The sequence below is a fragment of the Lysinibacillus sp. UBA5994 genome, from assembly GCF_002429725.1.
Classification (GTDB): Bacteria; Bacillota; Bacilli; order Bacillales_A; family Planococcaceae; genus Lysinibacillus; species Lysinibacillus capsici.
Genome location: NZ_DJAU01000025.1, coordinates 73,044 through 91,400, shown reverse-complemented (window position 1 = coordinate 91,400; position 18,357 = coordinate 73,044). Strand labels below are relative to the sequence as shown.

Annotated in this window: 17 protein-coding genes; 12 read left to right on the top strand and 5 right to left on the bottom strand. The window is 35.2% G+C overall.

The window, feature by feature from the left end; genetic code table 11:
* Window positions 1-20: 20 nt before the first annotated feature.
* Window positions 21-1,439: a PLP-dependent aminotransferase family protein gene (locus B3D98_RS07995; protein WP_066036646.1), complete on the bottom strand. Its 1,419-nt coding sequence runs from the start codon at window positions 1,437-1,439 to the stop codon at window positions 21-23.
* A 113-nt stretch (window positions 1,440-1,552) separates the two neighbouring features.
* Between B3D98_RS07995 and B3D98_RS07990 the strand changes: the two genes are divergently transcribed.
* The 5 genes from B3D98_RS07990 to B3D98_RS07970 all read left to right on the top strand — a co-directional run bounded on the left by B3D98_RS07990 (window position 1,553) and on the right by B3D98_RS07970 (window position 6,130).
* Entirely contained in the window at window positions 1,553-2,476 is a 924-nt protein-coding gene (locus B3D98_RS07990) for a DMT family transporter (protein ID WP_288582219.1), read from the top strand.
* Window positions 2,477-2,505: 29 nt separating this feature from the next.
* The gene (locus tag B3D98_RS07985) at window positions 2,506-3,159 is read left to right on the top strand and encodes an MBL fold metallo-hydrolase (RefSeq protein WP_288582217.1); all 654 of its coding nucleotides are present in this window, start codon (window positions 2,506-2,508) and stop codon (window positions 3,157-3,159) included.
* Between the two features lie 226 nt (window positions 3,160-3,385).
* On the top strand, window positions 3,386-3,595 hold the full coding sequence (locus B3D98_RS07980; RefSeq protein WP_048391161.1) for a hypothetical protein: 210 nt from the start codon (window positions 3,386-3,388) through the stop codon (window positions 3,593-3,595).
* A gap of 386 nt (window positions 3,596-3,981) precedes the next feature.
* Complete coding sequence (locus tag B3D98_RS07975; RefSeq protein ID WP_054550654.1) at window positions 3,982-4,914, top strand: EamA family transporter; 933 nt, start codon at window positions 3,982-3,984, stop codon at window positions 4,912-4,914.
* Window positions 4,915-5,188: 274 nt separating this feature from the next.
* A complete protein-coding gene (locus tag B3D98_RS07970; RefSeq protein ID WP_244205603.1) occupies window positions 5,189-6,130 on the top strand; it encodes an alpha/beta fold hydrolase in 942 nt (313 codons plus the stop codon).
* Window positions 6,131-6,320: 190 nt separating this feature from the next.
* On the opposite strand, the gene B3D98_RS07965 is transcribed toward B3D98_RS07970, so the two are convergent.
* Window positions 6,321-6,941 carry a flavin reductase family protein gene (locus B3D98_RS07965; RefSeq protein WP_048391158.1) on the bottom strand — a complete coding sequence of 207 codons (621 nt, stop codon included), beginning with the start codon at window positions 6,939-6,941 and terminating at the stop codon, window positions 6,321-6,323.
* Between the two features lie 105 nt (window positions 6,942-7,046).
* Between B3D98_RS07965 and B3D98_RS07960 the strand changes: the two genes are divergently transcribed.
* The 4 genes from B3D98_RS07960 (at window position 7,047) to B3D98_RS07945 (ending at window position 9,795) form a co-directional block, all read left to right on the top strand.
* Window positions 7,047-7,262 (top strand): opine metallophore biosynthesis dehydrogenase, encoded by a 216-nt coding sequence (locus tag B3D98_RS07960; protein WP_288582248.1) that lies wholly within the window; start codon window positions 7,047-7,049, stop codon window positions 7,260-7,262.
* Between the two features lie 283 nt (window positions 7,263-7,545).
* Window positions 7,546-8,373 carry a helix-turn-helix transcriptional regulator gene (locus B3D98_RS07955; RefSeq protein ID WP_054550658.1) on the top strand — a complete coding sequence of 276 codons (828 nt, stop codon included), beginning with the start codon at window positions 7,546-7,548 and terminating at the stop codon, window positions 8,371-8,373.
* Window positions 8,374-8,455: 82 nt separating this feature from the next.
* The gene (locus B3D98_RS07950; protein ID WP_288582213.1) at window positions 8,456-9,442 is read left to right on the top strand and encodes an ABC transporter substrate-binding protein; all 987 of its coding nucleotides are present in this window, start codon (window positions 8,456-8,458) and stop codon (window positions 9,440-9,442) included.
* Between the two features lie 41 nt (window positions 9,443-9,483).
* On the top strand, window positions 9,484-9,795 hold the full coding sequence (locus B3D98_RS07945) for a cupin domain-containing protein (RefSeq protein ID WP_054550660.1): 312 nt from the start codon (window positions 9,484-9,486) through the stop codon (window positions 9,793-9,795).
* Between the two features lie 93 nt (window positions 9,796-9,888).
* Here B3D98_RS07945 and B3D98_RS07940 read toward each other — a convergent pair whose 3' ends face one another.
* Window positions 9,889-10,629 carry an SDR family oxidoreductase gene (locus tag B3D98_RS07940; RefSeq protein ID WP_288582212.1) on the bottom strand — a complete coding sequence of 247 codons (741 nt, stop codon included), beginning with the start codon at window positions 10,627-10,629 and terminating at the stop codon, window positions 9,889-9,891.
* A gap of 133 nt (window positions 10,630-10,762) precedes the next feature.
* Here B3D98_RS07940 and B3D98_RS07935 point away from each other — a divergent pair, with 133 nt between their 5' ends.
* The gene (locus B3D98_RS07935; RefSeq protein ID WP_048391146.1) at window positions 10,763-11,299 is read left to right on the top strand and encodes a TetR/AcrR family transcriptional regulator; all 537 of its coding nucleotides are present in this window, start codon (window positions 10,763-10,765) and stop codon (window positions 11,297-11,299) included.
* Between the two features lie 675 nt (window positions 11,300-11,974).
* Complete coding sequence (locus B3D98_RS07930; protein ID WP_288582210.1) at window positions 11,975-14,446, top strand: S-layer homology domain-containing protein; 2,472 nt, start codon at window positions 11,975-11,977, stop codon at window positions 14,444-14,446.
* A gap of 755 nt (window positions 14,447-15,201) precedes the next feature.
* Here B3D98_RS07930 and B3D98_RS07925 read toward each other — a convergent pair.
* Window positions 15,202-16,329, bottom strand: coding sequence for an acyltransferase (locus B3D98_RS07925; RefSeq protein WP_288582208.1), 1,128 nt, complete (start codon window positions 16,327-16,329; stop codon window positions 15,202-15,204).
* Between the two features lie 288 nt (window positions 16,330-16,617).
* Window positions 16,618-17,610, bottom strand: coding sequence for an NADPH:quinone oxidoreductase family protein (locus B3D98_RS07920; RefSeq protein ID WP_054550664.1), 993 nt, complete (start codon window positions 17,608-17,610; stop codon window positions 16,618-16,620).
* 126 nt (window positions 17,611-17,736) lie between these two features.
* On the opposite strand from B3D98_RS07920, the gene B3D98_RS07915 reads away from it, so the two are divergent.
* Window positions 17,737-18,324 (top strand): TetR/AcrR family transcriptional regulator, encoded by a 588-nt coding sequence (locus tag B3D98_RS07915; protein ID WP_054550665.1) that lies wholly within the window; start codon window positions 17,737-17,739, stop codon window positions 18,322-18,324.
* Window positions 18,325-18,357 lie beyond the last annotated feature (33 nt).

Here is an 18,357-nt window from a genome sequence, read left to right as displayed (position 1 = left end):
TAATTAAATCGCTAGTCCGATCACTTAGAAAGTGATTGCGCCACTGTAACCAACTTTTTTACTCCTTCTCTTAGCTGTTTTTCGTTTGCATAGGAATAGCTTAAACGTATCCAAGAGGATAGTTGTTTTAATGGATCACAAACTTGACCTGGCACAAAGGAGATCGATTGTTCGATGCTTCTAGATAATAATAATTCAGTTGGAAGATCGTCTGGGAGCTGTACCCATAAATTTAGACCGCCTTTTGGACTGTTCCATCGCCAGCCTGTTACAGCTAGCTCTTCCTCCATAATTTCCTTTCGAATCTGTAGGGCAATCCGGATTTTCTCCAAATGTTGTTGCAATCTTAGTGAGGAGAAGTAATGGAGAAAAATTTTTTGATTGAGAAGTGGTGAGCCATTATCAGCTAGCGATTTTTCTGTTAATAGTGATTTGATTAATGATGATGGACAAATAACAGTTGCAATTCTCAAACCAGGAGAGATGTATTTGCAAAAGCTTCGGATATAAATGACTGTCCCAACACTATCAAATGTGTAAATTGGAGGTGGTGGGGCTTGGTCAAAATAAATGTCGTGATAGGCATCGTCTTCTATTATTAGAAACCGATAGTACTCAGCTAATTCCACTAATCTTTTGCGTTGCTCGACAGAAATCGTATAACCAGTTGGATTATGGAAGGTAGGGTTGAGATAAAAAAGGCGTGGCTTGTATTTTTTAATATAGTATTCGACCTGTTCTAAATCGTAGCCCTCAGGGTGGATATCAACCGTAACTATCTGTGCTCCTTGTGCTTTAAAAATATCAATTGCAGCACTATAGCTTGGACGTTCAAATAAAACGACGTCTCTTGGCTTAATAAAAGCTTGAGCAATTAAGTGAATGGCTTGCTGTGAGCCAGACGTTATTAACAGTTCATCTGCACTCAAATGTGTTTTATAGTGGTTGATAAAATATTGGGTCAGTGTCTCACGTAGCTCTAAATCACCTTGCACCGTTGAGTAGGTTGCCAGTACTTTCGGATATAGGTCAAACACTTCCTTCACGTAATTTGAAAAATAGTGATTAGGCAAAAGATTGGGATCAATCAATGCCTGAGAAAAATGATAGGAAACAGATGGCTGATGGATTTCGGATAAATGATTTTTTTTTACGTATGCTGAAACAATGGGATTGTCCTGATCTAAACATTCAATATATTTTGTTACAATTGATTGGACAAAATAGCCTGATTTATCTTTTACATAAACTTTGTCATGCTGTTTTAATAGTTGATAAGCTTTTAATACCGTTAGCCGATGGACATTCATTTCAGATGCTAATTGCCGGACGGAGGGAAGCTTTTCATGTTCTTTCCATTCTTTACGCTCTATTCGGTCCAGTACATCATCATAGACTTTCTTAAAAAGATAATCTTCATTTTGATTTGCTTTGCCCACATCGATTCCTCCTATTCAAACCGATTGTACCACGAACCAAATTGATCTGTTCTATCCTTTTTAATCTGTTCTATCCTACTTCTTTTATGATAGAAAAAGAGGAGGAGTTTGATATGGTAATGATTAATTATTTCTTTATGTGTTTGATTTTTGGGACAACATTTTTAGCAATTAAAGTTGGTGTTGATGCAGGAGTTCCTCCGTTTTTATCAGCTGGTCTTCGTTTTTTCATTGCCGGTTTACTACTATTTAGTTTTATGGTTTGGCGCGAAAAAACGACAATCCGGTTATTATTTCGAAAAGAAATGTTTTTTACAGGAGTGGCCTTAACCTTTGGAACGTTTGCCACATTATATTGGGCAGAACAGTATGTGACATCTGGAATCGCAGCTGTCTTATCTGCTACAGGTCCAATGATGATTATTGTTATTCAGACATTTATATTGAAGCAAAAAGGAGACCGAAAATCATTTATTGGTTGTGTTGTCGGAGTCATTGGTGTTACGTTCTTAATCTTACCTAGTTTTGCAATTGAGATTAGTCCCTTCTGGATGGTTGGTTGTTTCGCTATTATTTTAGGTGAAGTTTTCTATGCATCTGGAACAATTTATACGAAGCATGTCATCCAAAAATTTGGAACAACATCTCCAATTGCTTTAAATGCAGCACAAATGATGCATGGAGGGATTTTATTAATCATTTTGTCACTTTTTACTGAGAACATTCAGCTTCATTATCTTTTAAGTCCAGCTTCAATGGGTTCTCTTTTTTATTTGATTATTTTTGGTTCAATGATTGGTCACAGCATTTATTATTGGCTTGTGTCACGAACAAATCCTGTTTTTCCGTCCACATGGCTGTATATCTCACCAGTAATTGCCGTTATATTAGGTGTTACCTTCTATCATGAATATATTTCGTGGTTAACAGGAATAGGTACTCTGACGATTATTGTTGGAACGGTTCTAGTCAATTTTGAAACATTGAGAGAGTTGTTTTGGCGGAAGAGGACTGTTCTTCAGGATATAAAAGAATAATAAAATTTAATCATAAAGGGGAAGAAATGATGAAAATTTCTAAGGGAGTAGAGATTCTGGAGCTTAAATTTAACGGAGCCTTCATTCATCCAACGCTTTTATGGGATCAGGAGATGGCTGTTTTAATTGATACTGGATGTTCAGGCCAAATGGAAGATTTACGTAAGGCAATGGAAGATGTAGGCGTGTCGTTCAACCAATTAAAAGTTGTGATTTTGACACATCAGGATATCGATCATATAGGCAGTCTTCCTGAAATATTGCAAAATTGCGGTAGTCATATAAAAATTTATGCGCACGAACTAGATAAGCCTTATATTCAGGGGGATTTACCGCTTTTGAAAGACGGGCACATAGAGAATCCACCCAAGGGGAAAGTGGATGAGACCTTGAAAGACGGTCAAGAACTACCATATTGTGAAGGAATACGAGTTATCCATACGCCAGGACATACGCCTGGCCATATTAGTTTATATTTGAAGCAAAGTAAAACGCTTGTTGCCGGCGATTCGATGTATAGTGTAAATGGTACACTGGGAGGGATTCATGTTCCAACCACTTTAGATATAGAGGTTGCTCAACAATCTTTAAAAAAATATGTAGACCTAGACATTGAATCGGTGATTTGTTATCACGGAGGATTATGCACGGTGGATATTAAAGAGCAGATTCAAAAGCTTTGAATCTTAAAAATAATGATTAAAGATGAAATTTCCTTAGAAAACCAAATGTTTAGAGGCTCGCTCGAACCGTAACAGGCAAGAGTACAGCCTTCCAACGCTTGTAAAACTTCTGTTTTATTGTGAGCCAGCTCATGTTATAATGAGGCACTTAAGATACTTAAGCTCTTTTTTTAACGGATGCCAAGAAAAGCCTCCGCGGAACGATTAAATATGGAGGTGTAAGGAAATGAATAAACGTTGGACGATTGGTGAAATTCAGAAATTTGTTGAGAACAATTCAGAAAGTAAGTTGCTAACGACTGAATACCATGGTTTTTCTCAAAAGCTACTATTTAAATGTGCATGTGGTACTAACTTTGAAAAAACATTTACGAAATTTAAAAATAAAAACCAACGAAAATGTGATGTATGCCAACCGCCAAAAGAGTCACGCTAAACGTTTGCGGCCATTCTAATACTATTAGTGAACATTAAAAACATCTCACTTCTATGTTCTTTATAGAAGGGGGTGTTTTTTTTGATTGGATTATTACAGTATAAGATTTATGCTGAAGGAAATTGAGAAAAAACATTCAATTTAACATTCTTTATTAATGAAATACAAAGATAAAAGCCAAACCCTTGATACATGTGGGTTTTGGCTTTTTTATCATTTTTAAAAATTAGGTTTTCCTCTACGAGAGGATTCATTATTAACGAAAAAAAGATTGTAAAATAACAATCTGTGATATATATTGGAGATTATGATTTTTTTCGACATCTCAAAATCATAAACAAAATTTCATCAATAGACAAGTTTTGAGAGGGAAGTGAATAATCAAGATGTACCTTTATCCCCTATTAGTAGTGATTGCAGCTAGTAGTTTTGGTATCGTTTCAACTATTATAAAACTGGCAATGCGTAGTGGCTTTTCTGTATCTGAGGCAGTTACAAGTCAGTTTTTTATCGGCTTTTGTATAGCAGTATGTATTTCCTTAGTTACAAATAGATCAAATTTTAGCTTTAAAGGCGTTAAAATCCTTCTGTTTGCAGGCATGTTAACAGGGTTAACAAATATTTTATATGGTCATTCTTTAAACTTTTTGCCTGCTTCCTTGGCAGTAGTATTACTGTTCCAATTTACATGGATTGGTATGCTGATTTCTTGTATCACAAAACGGCAATTTCCAAGTAGAATTGAATTCATCTCTTTAATTATATTAGTAGCTGGAACCATACCAGCTGCAGGCATAATTGATGTTGATTTGTCTCAAATACCTTTTCAAGGGTGGTTATGGGGTTTAGCAGCTGCTCTTTGTTACTCCTTATTTTTATATGTAAACGGAAAGACAACCGCAAGTATGACAACCTCTAATCGCTTAGTATTGGTTTCTTTCTTCGCTTTCATGACGACTGCGGCTTTTCAGTCTCCAGAAATTATTTGGAATGGCACTTTGTTTAACGAAGGACTGTGGATTTATGGTTTAGCATTGGGGTTATTTGGCATGATTATACCAGTTTTCTTATTCACAATTGCAGTGCCTAAAGTGGGATTAGGTATGTCATCCATATTGAGTGCTGTTGAATTGCCAATCGCGGTGATGGTATCAGTTATCCTCTTAAGCGAAACGGTTACAACTTTGCAAATAGCAGGTATTGTCATAATCGTTATCGGTATCAGTTTACCAACTTTGCTTGATAAAGATGGATTATTAAAAAATGTAAAAGCTAAATACAGAAAATCTGACAAAGTAGCAAAAGGATCTTCGATTTGAAGATCCTTTTTTTCATGTCAATTAAGCAATGTCATAGCAAAAGAATCATTAGGTCCTTTCTGTATTTATTGAATGACGTACTATTTTTTTGTTCATACGCTGTTCATATTGTTGTCATAGGCAGTACACCTTCATTGTATAAGCTATCCTTAGCGGTTTATGAAAGTAGCCGAGATAGATTGATAGGGAGAAGAAAGTATGAAAGGGAGGTGTGGCACGAGAAGAAAGGAAAACACAGTTATCGCTTGCTGTTCTATACCCTCGTGCCAAAATAATGAAAAAAACGATAACCTTTATAAGTAGAATAGTAGTAGGTTTAATTATAGCCATATTACTTTTATTAGCGGTTGTTTTCCTTGTTGATATTGTTTGTAGCAAAATGGAGCAAGGAAAACTAGAAACTTATGGTCAGTCTGTCACCGTAGAGGGGAAAAAAATGAATGTCTTTATCCAGGGAGAAGGAGAAGAAACCGTCGTACTCTTACCTGGTTATGGAACAGCAGCACCAGCACTTGATTTTCAACTACTAGTAGATGAATTATCTCCATTTTACAAGGTTGTGGTCATTGAGCCTTTTGGTTATGGTTTAAGTGCTCTTACCGAAAAAGAAAGAAGCACTGAGAATATTGTTAGTGAAATCCATGAAGCATTACAGCGCCTTCAAATTGAGCGTTATATTCTAATGGGTCACTCCATTTCAGGCCTTTACGGATTGGATTATGTGAACAAATATCCAAACGAAGTAAGTGCATTTGTCGGGCTGGATAGTAGTGTTCCGACAATAAGTGAAAGAAAGATTGAACCTTCAGTAATAACTACTTTAAAACTACTAAAAAAATCAGGTTTAGCTAGATTGCAGGTGAAGCTTAGTGATGACCCATATGTCGAACTACCCTATGATGAGAAAACAAAAGAACAACTGAAAATTCTTAAGCACAAAAATATGTATAATCTCAGCCAGTTAAATGAAGCTGAAATGATGTATGCTAACTTTAAAGCGGCTGAAAGTTTAATATTCCCTAAAAATCTTCCAGTTATTTTGTTTATACAAGAGAAGCATCCAGTAACGGACAGATGGGTACCAGAGCATAAAAAACAAATAGCTAATTCTGTCCATGGGAAAGTGATGACATTTGAAGGGGATCATTTCTTATATCGTACAAAAGCAAAAGAAATCGTTGAAGACTTTAGAGAATTTATGAAAGAGATAAAGTGAATGTTCTAAGAAAGATTTTTCATTTCTAAATGGAAAAAAACAGATTTAATTATTGTATTGCTTAATAGTGAAGTATTTAGTGCGTATGAGCAGCAAGCATATTATTATAGACCTAATTATTAACAAATAACCAGGCGCTCAAATGAGAACCTGGTCTTTTTTTGTGAACCATATGTTTTAATCCCAATGTTTAGATCTCAGAGCGGAAGTTATTACCAAGGTTGCTACCCAAACCAAAATAATGACGAAAATTATAAATTAGTGGACTCCATTTATTTGGATCAATATGATTTTCGTCAATAATTATTTCTTCGTGGGCATGTACTTGTGTCGTTTGGGTCTCAACGATAGCAAAATTAGGAGAATAATCTGGAATACGTATATGTTTTACCTTTGCTTCGATTTGAATAGGACACTCCATAATTCGAGTAGGAATAACCGTTGTAGACCCAATAGGTGTTAAGCAACTAATATCACATTTCTCTTTTCTAAATGTAAAACCGATCTGTTTCTTAAAATCTGGAACTGGATTTTTTCCTGTGTAAGGAGCTAACTGTTCCACGTTTTCCCAGAGAGAGGGGTCTGGGATATTTATGACACATTCAGGATGATGTTCTAAGTTTTCAATTGCCTTTCCTCCAAGACCAATCCCTAAGATAATGCAGTCTCCTAATACCCAAGAAGAAGATAAAGGGCTAATATTTACTGTTCCATCCTCATTTAACGTACTTAGTAAAATTACAGGAAATCCATAATATAAAATTTTAGGATTTATTATTTTTGTATTTGGCATTTGTTTCATTATTTTCATTTTTGGTTCCTCCCATAAATGTTTTCACTGTCAGACTCATTGTAAAATATAAACATTTCGACGTTCATCGAAGTGTTGATTACAAAATTGATACTTCAATCTATAATGTTGAGCAAAGGTATAGTTTCAAGTCTCCCTATTGCGAAAGTCCTGAAAGTAACCAGTCCGACGCTTGATCATTTTGTACAAACTTATGAAGAAAAATTGTTACAAGTAGTAGCTTTATCTGAGAATCAAAGGCTTTCAGAAGCCTTCCAAATAAAATCTTTTTCACAAGAAATAGAGATGATTTGCAAGAAATTGCTTTTAGGAAGAGGATAAAAGATAGAGAAATGAAATGAGTGAGGTTGATGGATCTTTGGGTATAAGAGGGAGGCTTCAACTTAATTGACAATGATAATCGTTATCGATAAGGTAGAGATAGGCGAGAGCCGTCATCACTACCTTTTTATATTTTGGTAATGAATAAGATGAAAACTATAATTCAACCCAACTACCGAGGACTACACCTTGAAAAAGCAGTAACTTATTGTGGTAGTGCAGTTTGCTGCATGACAAATATTGGTTTTCCAAACGAATTATTATTGAAATGAGGTATATAAGTATGAAAATCGACGTAAATCAGCTTGCAGAGCATTTAGCAAACACTCCTTTCCAAGTAAAAGGAATCTATCGATATTCTAGAAATACAGGTGTACCTTTCGCTGATTATACAGATTCTTTTCCAGGATTTGTTTTTCCCCTTTCTGGAAAAATAGAATTTCAATTTAATGGAACCCCTTACATCTTTTCACCAGGAAAAGTTGTACACGGGGGAGCGAAAATGAAACTAAATCAAAAAAATTTTGATGATGCAAATTGGGAATATATTCTGGTTTTGTACAGGATATGTACGGAGAATTTAGCAGAGACAAGCTTTTCACATCAGCATTTTGAATTACCGATAGGACAATCTCCTCGTCTAATCGAGTTAATTATGCGTCTATGGCATGTAAATAATCAGAGTGGAGGTATATCAATGTTTCAGACAGAAATGCTATTTCGTGATGTACTGAATGAAGCATTATTATGTGTGGCTAATCGACAAAATAGCTGTGCGTCACACACTCTATTCGAACGAATAACTACTTATATTCATGAAAACTATTATCAAAGCCTTTCCATTACCTCTCTTGCCGAACAATATAACGTTAATCGAAATCGACTATCTTATATATTTAGAAAGCATGCAGGGATGGGTCCAGCAGAATATTTATTAAACTATCGTATAAACATGGCTCAAAAAATGCTATTTACAAGTGATGTGCCTGTACAACAAATTGCAGAAACGGTGGGAATTACTGACCCCTTTTATTTTAGTAGAGTATTCAAGAAGCAATATGGTATCTCTCCTACTGAATATCGAGATAAGTTCATCAATAATCCATGCTAAGTTCACCAAGCATCCATTCTCCGCCAAACATGACTTTACTATACTAAGTGTATATCAGAGATTTTATGTTGGAGGAATTTCAATGCAAAAGATTAATGGACTGCTATTTTTAATGCTACTACTAGCAGGTATATTGGGAGGTTGTCATAAATCGCCTGCTGAAAGTAAGGGGTTAACTACAGAAGACATATCTTCATCAGCAGCTAATGTAGAAGAAACTGCGTGGCCTAGAACCATTAAAGATGCCCTAGGTAAGGAATTTGTAATCGAGAAAAAACCAGAAAAAATTGTTTCATTATGGTATTTTTACCCTGAAATTTTAGTTGCATTAGGTGAGCCACCTACAGCTTCTACTGATAAAGAATATTTATCCACTTTGTCTTATTTAAACGGTAAGCTAGATTCAACAGAGGAATTAGGCGATAAATTGTCTCCTAGTATTGAAAAAACGCTATCGATTGGTCCTGATTATATTTTAGCAACAGAACATCATGAAAAATTGTATGAATCCCTAGAAAAAATCGCCCCAGTCATTACGTTGCAATCACAGGACATCTACGAAGACTGGCAATATGGACTTCGTACAGTAGCCGAGATTATCGGAAAAGACGATGAGGCGGAAAAAGTAATTGATAAAATGATGAAAGATATCTCAACAGGACGTGAAGCATTAAAGTCAATTCAAGGAGAGTCTGTAGCGCTTATTTTGTCTTGGGACGGAAAAACGTTTAATGTTCTTGGTGAAGATAACCCTGTTTATACACTTGCTTTCGATAAAGAAAAGGGTTTGGGTCTAACACCAGATCATACATTTAAGGGGAATAATAATCAATTCGCTGCATTTGAAGGCATCTCAACTATTCAAGCAGACCATATTTTCCTTATCGGTGATATTACAAAAAAGGAAGCATTAATGAGTGAGTTAAATCAAAGCAATGTCTGGAATAATATGAATGCCGTAAAAAAAGGTAATATTCATTTAATGGATACTTCCGCTATTACAGGAGGTCCATTAGCTATCGAGTACGCTTTGCAAAATATAACAGAAGCCTTACAAAAGGACGAATAATAGGAAAAACCTTTTCCAAAAGTAAATAAGGAGAGATGAATATGCAAGATCAAGTTATCAATATAAATGAGAAATTATCCGAATTAAAGGAGCTTTGGTCACCGAAAGTTATTGGTGAAATACACGATTTTCAATTCAAAGTGGTGAAGATTGCTGGGGATTTTATATGGCATGAACATCAAGGGGCTGATAAGGTATTTATTGTGCTCGAAGGGGAGATGTTTATTGCTTTTCGGGATGGTCAGGTGAAAATATCCAAAGGTGAGATGTTTATTGTTCCTGGAGGAGCGGAACACATGCCCTTTGCTGAAAAGGAATGCCATATTATGCTTGTGGAGCCTAAGGTCATGTAGGCATTACCAGAATAACAAAAAGAGATAGATGATTTTTTATCTTACCCCTTTAGATTAATCTAAAGGGGTATTTACCTTGGTAACAATTCGTTATTAAGCTAAACCACCATTTACGAAGATTACTTGTCCATTTACCCAACGTGCTGGTCCTGCTAAAAAAGAAACAACTTCTGAAATATCCCTAGGTTCTCCTAGTCTTTCTAATGGTACAGCATTTGCTAAATTATGAATCTGTTTTTCATCTTTTCCATGGAAGAACAAAGGTGTTGCCGTTGGTCCAGGAGCTATTGCATTAACAGTTATATCTTTTCCTCTTAATTCACGAGCTAGAATCATTGAAATAGATTCAACAGCTGCTTTACTTGCTACATAAGCACCATAGTTTGGAAATTGGCTACGAGTGACAGAGGTTGAGAAATTAATTATGGAGCCACCTCTCCTTACTCGTTGTGCAGCTAATTGTGAGATAACAAATGTACCTCTGATGTTTGTGCGATGCATTTTATCTAAATCATTTAAATTCAAATCTGCAATTGGACTAAGTAACATGATTCCTGCTGTATTTATCACGACATCTATACCACCAAAAGCGGTTTCTACTTGGTCAAAAGCCATATTCATTTCTATTTCATTTGCTACATCACCTCCCACACTTATAGCATGTCCTTTATCAGCTAATATTTCTTCAACTAATTCGTTAGCCTTTGATTCACTTGAAGAAAAGTGAACGCCAACTGCATAACCTTCCTCTACTAATTTTGCTACAACAGTACGTCCTATCCCTCCAGATCCGCCTAATACCAAAGCAACACGTTCATACATTTCTTTCACCATAAAATTCATCCTCCACAATCCGTTATTAAAAGTTACAATTTTTTGATTTTGTAACTTTGTTATTGTATATTACACATGTTATAGTTACATTGTCAACAAAATGTAACTATGAGAAGCGAAAGGAGTATATTTAATGGCTATTCTTTCAGAAGAGAAGATTTTTTCTACGGCTGAAGCAATTATTTTAAGCAAAGGTATAAATAAAACAACATTATCAGATATTGCAAAGATGCTAGGCGTAACACATGCTGCGCTTTATAAACACTATAAGAATAAGGACGATTTGCTCCAAAAGCTTGCCCTTAAGTGGTTGGATAATACTTCTAAAGATTTGTTTGAATGGAGTCCTAAAAAAGGCGTTGATGCGGAAATCGCTTTACATGATTGGCTATGGCTTCTTCACGTCACAAAAAGAAATCTGTATCAAAATCATCAAAAAATGTTTCTGTTGTATACAAATTATATAGAAACAAATAAAGATTTAATTAAAGATCATCTCCAGCATCTTGCTAAAAAAGTTGAAGAAATTAGTGGTTGGGAAAATAAGGGGATGGCAGTTATTGTAGCTTTTACTTACTTCCATAATCCTTATTTTGCTGAACGGTGGAATCAGGGGGACCATCTACATTTGTTTGAACAGGTTTGGTCTGTTGTTAGTAGATCTCATTAAGTCTTGATCTTTCAAAGTAAGTACTGCTTGTTGTGCTTTTATGATCAAAATTATAAAACGGATGGGGAAATAAGTATTTCCCCAATCCGTTTCTTTTTATTATTAGATTCAGCTAAGGCAATCTATTTCTTTATGGAAGATAGGATAATGTGGTAAATGAAGAATTTGCAATCAAAGCATTCAGATACTCAATTGAATATTTCTAACGAGGCATAAATGGATAATAGAATCTAGATGTAATTTCAGGAGGATAAAAATTTATGATTCTGTATATCATTATATCGAAAAAATAATGAAATCGGATTAGATTAAAAAAGGAATTATTTGTAAATTTAATTGAAACAGCTACTTTTGCCGTTAAAGGTTATAGTATTTCTAAATTATAGAAATTTTTTATGAAAAGATTCCCTGTATAACCAATGCAGTATTAAAATTACCTTATTTTTAGCGTTTATTTATTGGTAATGAAGTTATATTATTGTCTTGTAAAGCAAATTACAGTTTGATTGGGATATTTAATCATGAAAAATTTAGAAGATTGCTTTACATATAATTGGTTGAATTATTATTTGTGGGAACGATTTATACATATTTTTATAATTTTATAATTAAATAGCGCGATAATATTGTTCTCACAGAATAATATAATTTATTAAAATTCTGGAGGAATATACTATGACAAAACAAAACAAAGGTCGTAAATTTTTCGCAACTACAGCTACAGCAGCACTTGTAGCATCAGCAATCGTACCAGTAGCATCAGCTGCGGAATTTCAAGATGCAGCTAGCATTTCATCTTGGGCAAAAGAAGCTGTTCAATTTTTAACTGATAAAGGCTACATCCAAGGCGATGAAAAAGGAAACTTCAACCCAGCTGGTACACTTACTCGTGCAGAAGCGGCTGAAATTTTATCAAAAGCATTAGATTTAAAAGCTACTGGTACTGAAGATTTTTCTGATGTTAGTGAAAATGATTGGTTCTATAATGCAGTACTTGCAACTTCACCAGAATTATTTGATGGTATGGGCAATGGTAAATTTGAGCCTAAAGCTCAATTAACAAGAGAACAAGCTGCTAAAGTCATCGTTCAGGGCTACCAATTAACAGGTAAAGCAGATCTTAGCCAATTTGCAGATGCTTCTAAAGCTTCTAAATGGGCTGTATCTTACTTAGAAACAGCTGTAGAAAATGGTGTAATCAATGGTAAAGGCTCTTTATTAGCACCACAAGATAAAATTAGCCGCGAAGAATTCGCTACAATGGTAAAACGTACGATTGACGCAGTTCAAGAAGTAACACCAGCTGTAGAAGCTGTAAAAGGACTGAATGCAAAAGAACTTGAAGTGAAATTCAACACAGCTGTTGATGCAAAAGATGCAGCAATCACAACAAAATATGCTGTTGAAGGTGTAGCAATCACTAACGCAGTAGTATCTGAAGACGGTATGACAGTTACGTTAACAACTGATAAAGAGGTAAAATTAACAAATGGTAAAGTAACTGTAAAACCAATTAAAACAAAAGGGGATGCTAAAGTTCTAACTGAAGAGTTCAACAAATTAATCACATTTGCAGATACGACTCCTGTAAGTGTTAATTCTGTAGAAGCTAAAGGTACTACAGCTGTTATCACTTTCGACGAGCCTGTACAAAGTGAAGGAACAATCAGCTTAAATGGTACAGAACTATCAAAAGATCGCTATACTTTATCTGGTAAGAAATTAACAATTACTGGATTAACAGCAGAACAATCTTACAAAGTAGACATTGTTGGTGCAACTGACTTCGCTAATAATATCGCAAATCCTATCGCAGTTAACTTCACAGTTTTGAAAGCAGACGTTGATAATTCAAAACCAACTGTTTCTACAGCAGTGAATGGTACAGAAATTACGTTTGATTTCTCTGAAGAATTAATGAAACAAAATCTTAATGCAGATGCAGAGACTAAAGAATATGCAAAAGTAACAGTAGGATCAACTGTATTCTATTTAACAGATGCTGATATTAAAGATACAGAGGATAAAACTGTATTCACTATTGATGCTAAATCTGCTTTAGGTACAGCTACATTCATTAATACAAACATTAAAGTAGAAGGACAAAAAGATTTAGCTGGTAATGTAGGTGATGCATTTGAGTTCAATGCTATTCTTTCAAAAGATTTAACACCTGCTACACTTGTTTCTACTGCTACTAAAATGTTAGTAGCTGATGATGTAAATGCTACTACAGACGTTGATGCATTATACCTTACTTTTAGTGAGCCAGTAAAAGTAGAAGGAAAATTAACTGTTAAAACACAAAATGGTATTGCTTACACTACTGGAAAAGAAACAGCAGTAAAAGCAGATGCAGGTTTCGATGTAGATGGTAACGGTAAAATCGAGGGTGCAGAGAAAAACACTGTAAAAGTTGACATTGATCTAGATAGCAATTCAACATACACTTTCGAGTTATCTGCTAAAGCAGTAACAGATTTAGCTGGTAATGTAACTGCTGATACTGTTACTTTCAATGTAACAACAGGCGTATTTGAAGCTACACCTGAAACACCAACAGATTCATTAGTATTCGGCGCTACTCCAGTTGTTGTAACTGACAATAACGTATTCACAGTTGAGTATGCTAAAGATGTGACTGCAACAGCTACAAATGCTGCTAACTACACACTTGGAGGAAAAGAACTTCCTGCAGGTACGCAACTTCAGTTTGTAGATGGTACTAAGAAAGTAAGATTCACTTTACCAGAAGGTTCTATCACAGCTAATGGTAATTATGTACTTGAAGCTAGCAATGTAGTAGATACAAAAGGTAACACGCTTAAAGGTGGAAAAGTGACAACTCAAGTAGCACTTAAAGAAAATATTGTTCCTGTTGCTACTAAAGTAACTGCAGTAGATAGCAAAACATTTACAGTAGATTTCTCTGAAAATATTGCTGATCAAGCTGCTCCAACAGGTGTTACTGTTAAAATTGCAGGATCAACTGTAGAACTTGCTTCTATTACAGTAGCTGGTGGTAAACTTACTGCGACAACTAAAGCTGACTATGCATTAACTGACAGCATTGTAGTTGAATTCAAATCAACAAACCTAGTTGATGCTAATAACAACAAAGTAAAAGACGGTTCTATTGCAAAATAATTAAATCGTTCATTGAAAAGCCCTGTGGAGATTTCCACAGGGCTTTTTTAGTGTTTAAATAAGATCATGCTAATAGGAAAGAAAGACCTGCGAGAGGTTGATTTCCGTTCCGCCAGCGGTCCTTTCCAGGGGGCGTCCGATGAGCCGCTGTGTTCGCTCCAGGGTCTCCTCTGAGACGCTAAATCCCCTAGGAGTGACGCTGGCTCCACTCCAATCAACCATTCTGCAAAAGTGTTTTTTCCTTATTTTTCATACTAGCAGTAGTGATCAAAATAGCCCATGATTTGCATGATTAGAAAAAGGATAGGTTTTTATTTTCAATGTAGAGAAGTGATGCGTGACAACACCTCTTCATAAACCTTCACTTTATTTGCAAACCTTTGCTAATAAGGTAACACTTTTGTGGGGGAGGGGAGGGCTACTTGACTCCCGTGGGATAGCAAGACAGGCAAAACGCTAAACGGAGTGGTATCGGAGGAAGCAATTCGGCGCTCGCCCACAGGAAAGTAAGTAGCCTGCAACGGAAATTCATTTTCACTTTTTACAAAAATTTTATTGATTGTTTTTTAACACTATGAAACCCCTTGGTAGATTTCCACAGGGCCTTTTTAATTAGTTTCTTCTTATTTAATAATGCACCTCAGAAGAAACATTAGTATTTCAGTAACGGTAAGCACAAAATAACAGGTTCTCAACTAAATATACACAGCCAGTTGACGGAAACAAATCGACGACTGGCTGTGTATATTGAACGGCTATTTGTAAGGGAATTTGCTCGGGATAGGTCCAAAGGCAATCCAATGATATTTAAAGAATCTGCCCATCAATAGCACGACCATCCATGTGACGAATAGAGCAAAGATAAAGCCACCAATGCTCCATAGGTGATAGATTATACTATTACCACCAGTACTTAATTGTCTATAAAGGAAAAGGAAAAATGGATGCAATAGATAGACGCCAAATGATACTGTTCCTAGATTGATTAAGCCATTTACAAAAGCATGGTTCCATTTATCATAGATCCAGAAAGAAAGCTGTAATAAGACAATACAGGCTGTTAAAGATTGTAGCTGAAAAACTAGCTCAAATATTGTGCTGTTCACTATATAGGTTTGTGATGTATAAACAAAGTAATATAAATAAACATTATATATAGTAGAAATTAGCCATATGCACCACACAAAAAGTATCTTGATAGGAAAATTTTCTTTTTTTAGTTGAAGCCATCCTTTGTATTTTTCAAAATAAATTCCTAAAAATGCCCCTGCTAAGAAATAAAAGAGATAGGAAAAAGCGATACTCCCTCTATAGGGATACTGCCATAACTCAGCGTTTAATAGAATAAAGACCCATTGAAGAACGAACCCAATCCAAATTAAATAAGGAGATAGTGCTGGTTTTTTCTTTAAAATATATAGGAATAATGGGAACATAAGATAGAATTGAACAATAATAAAAATATAGTATAGATGCGTATACGCTTTGCCTAATAAAAGTTTTTCTAGAAATTCGATACTAAATAGAGAACGCCATGTGTCTACTAAATCATGTGTCACATAAAATTGCATCGCTGCATAATAAAAAATAGAAAAAAAGAGATAAGGAATGAGTATTTGGGTCACTCTTTTTTTATAAAAATGAATGATAAGCTCCTTTGTTAAATCCTTTTGTATATAATTGTAAAATAATACAAAGCCACTTAAAAAAATAAAAGCAGGGACAGCGAATTTAGTGGAGATATTGAAAAATACATAAAATGGATATAATTTTGAGTCACTAGATAAAGCCGTTACAGGTGTACTAGTAGAATGAATAAGAAGAACAGCTAGAATGGCTAAAGCCCGTGTAATAGCTAATTCATTAATATGTGCTCGCTTCATACGATCATCTCCAAAGTATTAATTATAGTATTGAATTCCCGGAATACTGCCTACATACTCTATTGGTATGCTTGTTAGTACAAATTTAGACAAGCTTTGTTGCCTAAATTTGTCTAAAGGAAACAAGTGGGTTGTTCATGAGCTACTATAAAGCGCTTTTATGTCAGGGAGATGTCAACAATAAAAAAAGCTACCACGCTCGCTTTGCGTAGTAGCTGTATGTTGTTATTTGCCATCTAGAATTATTTTCTGGGAAATAGAATAAAGAAGGAAGCTTAATTAAACTCCTTATAATGCAACAAGGATTCTACCTCTTGCTTGACCCTTCAGTAAAATAGGTAAAACATCAGGAAGTTGTTGTAGTGTTACCTCTTGCTGAATAAAATCATTAAGGTTTGCTGGTTTGAAATCAGTCGCTAGTCGATGCCAAATGTTCAATCGAATGTCCATTGGGCAATAAACAGAATCAATTCCAAGTAAACTCACGCCTCTTAAAATGAAGGGAAATACACTTGTAGGAAGCTGTGTACCTGCCGTTAAACCACTACATGCAACAGCCCCACCATATTGAATTTGGCTTAATAATGAGGCAAGTGGCTCTCCACCAACAGAATCAACAGCAGCAGCCCATTTTTGTTTGCCTAATGCTTTAATTTTTCCATCATAAACCTCTTCACGATTTACTATTGTAGTAGCCCCGAGTGATTGTAAATATTCATGTTCAGATTCTTTTCCTGTGCTCGCTTCAACTTGATAACCCAGTGTTGAAAGAATAGATACAGCAAAGCTACCTACACCTCCTGTAGCCCCTGTCACAAGAATTTTCCCCTTTTCAGGATGAATACCATTTTCCTCTAACTTTTGAACAGATAATGCAGCTGTAAATCCTGCAGTACCAATTACCATAGCCTCTTTAAGGGAAAGTCCTTTTGGAAGCGGTACAATCCATTGCGCTGGGATGCGGGCATATTCACTAAAGCCACCAAAATGGGAAACACCTATTTCATAGCTAGTCGCAATGACCTCGTCACCAATTTTAAAGCGAGAATCCTCAGAAGAAACAACAGTCCCAGCTAAATCAATGCCAGGAACAAAAGGATAAGACGTAACGATTTTACCATCAGGAATAGAGGCAAGACTATCTTTATAATTAATACCTGAATAACTAACTTTAATTAATACCTCACCCTTTGGTAGATCTTCTAAAGTTAACTTGTTCACTTTCACTGTAAATGCATCATCTTTATTGACTACTAACGCACTAAAATTTTCTGCCGTCATCGTAAACGTCCCCCTACAATTTTATTCCATTAAACAGTATCAAAATTATTCTGACCGGTCAACATAAAATTGGATTGTTGCTACTCTTCATGTATAATAACTTCTATCAAGTCATCGGAGGCTCCTATGAAAAAGAAAGAGGAAGAACGTAAAAAACAGATTATGAAAGCAGCCTTTAACGCTGTTTCACAATTAGGTTATGATAAGGTTACACTACAAGACATAGCCAATCATGCCAGTGTCTCAAAAGGGGTAGTTCATTACTACTTTACAAGCAAACAAAACATTTTATTAGAATTACTTGAATCCACTACGAACAAAATCTACAGCTATGAAATACAGGAAATAGGCAAGCATCAAACAGCTATAGACAAGCTTCATGCCTACTTAAATGCTGTATTTGTATCGCCTATAGAAAATAAAAAATTTTACAGGGTTTATTTAGACTTTTTAGCTCAGGCAAATAGCAATGAAGAGTACAAAAGAATTAACTTAAAATTTTATGAGAATTGTTGGGGAATTGGACAAGAAATTATTGAATTAGGAAAAAGAGAAGGTGTCTTTAGTTCAGACATTGATTCCTTAACCTATGCAAAAATGATGAGGGCAATGATTGATGGTTCATTAATTCAGTGGTTAACCTGCGATTTAGAAGAACAACATAAATTTTATAAAGAAACCTGTTTGAATAGTATTGTGCGATTATTAAAATAGGCAATTGAAAAGCCTTATTACTATTGTAGTAAG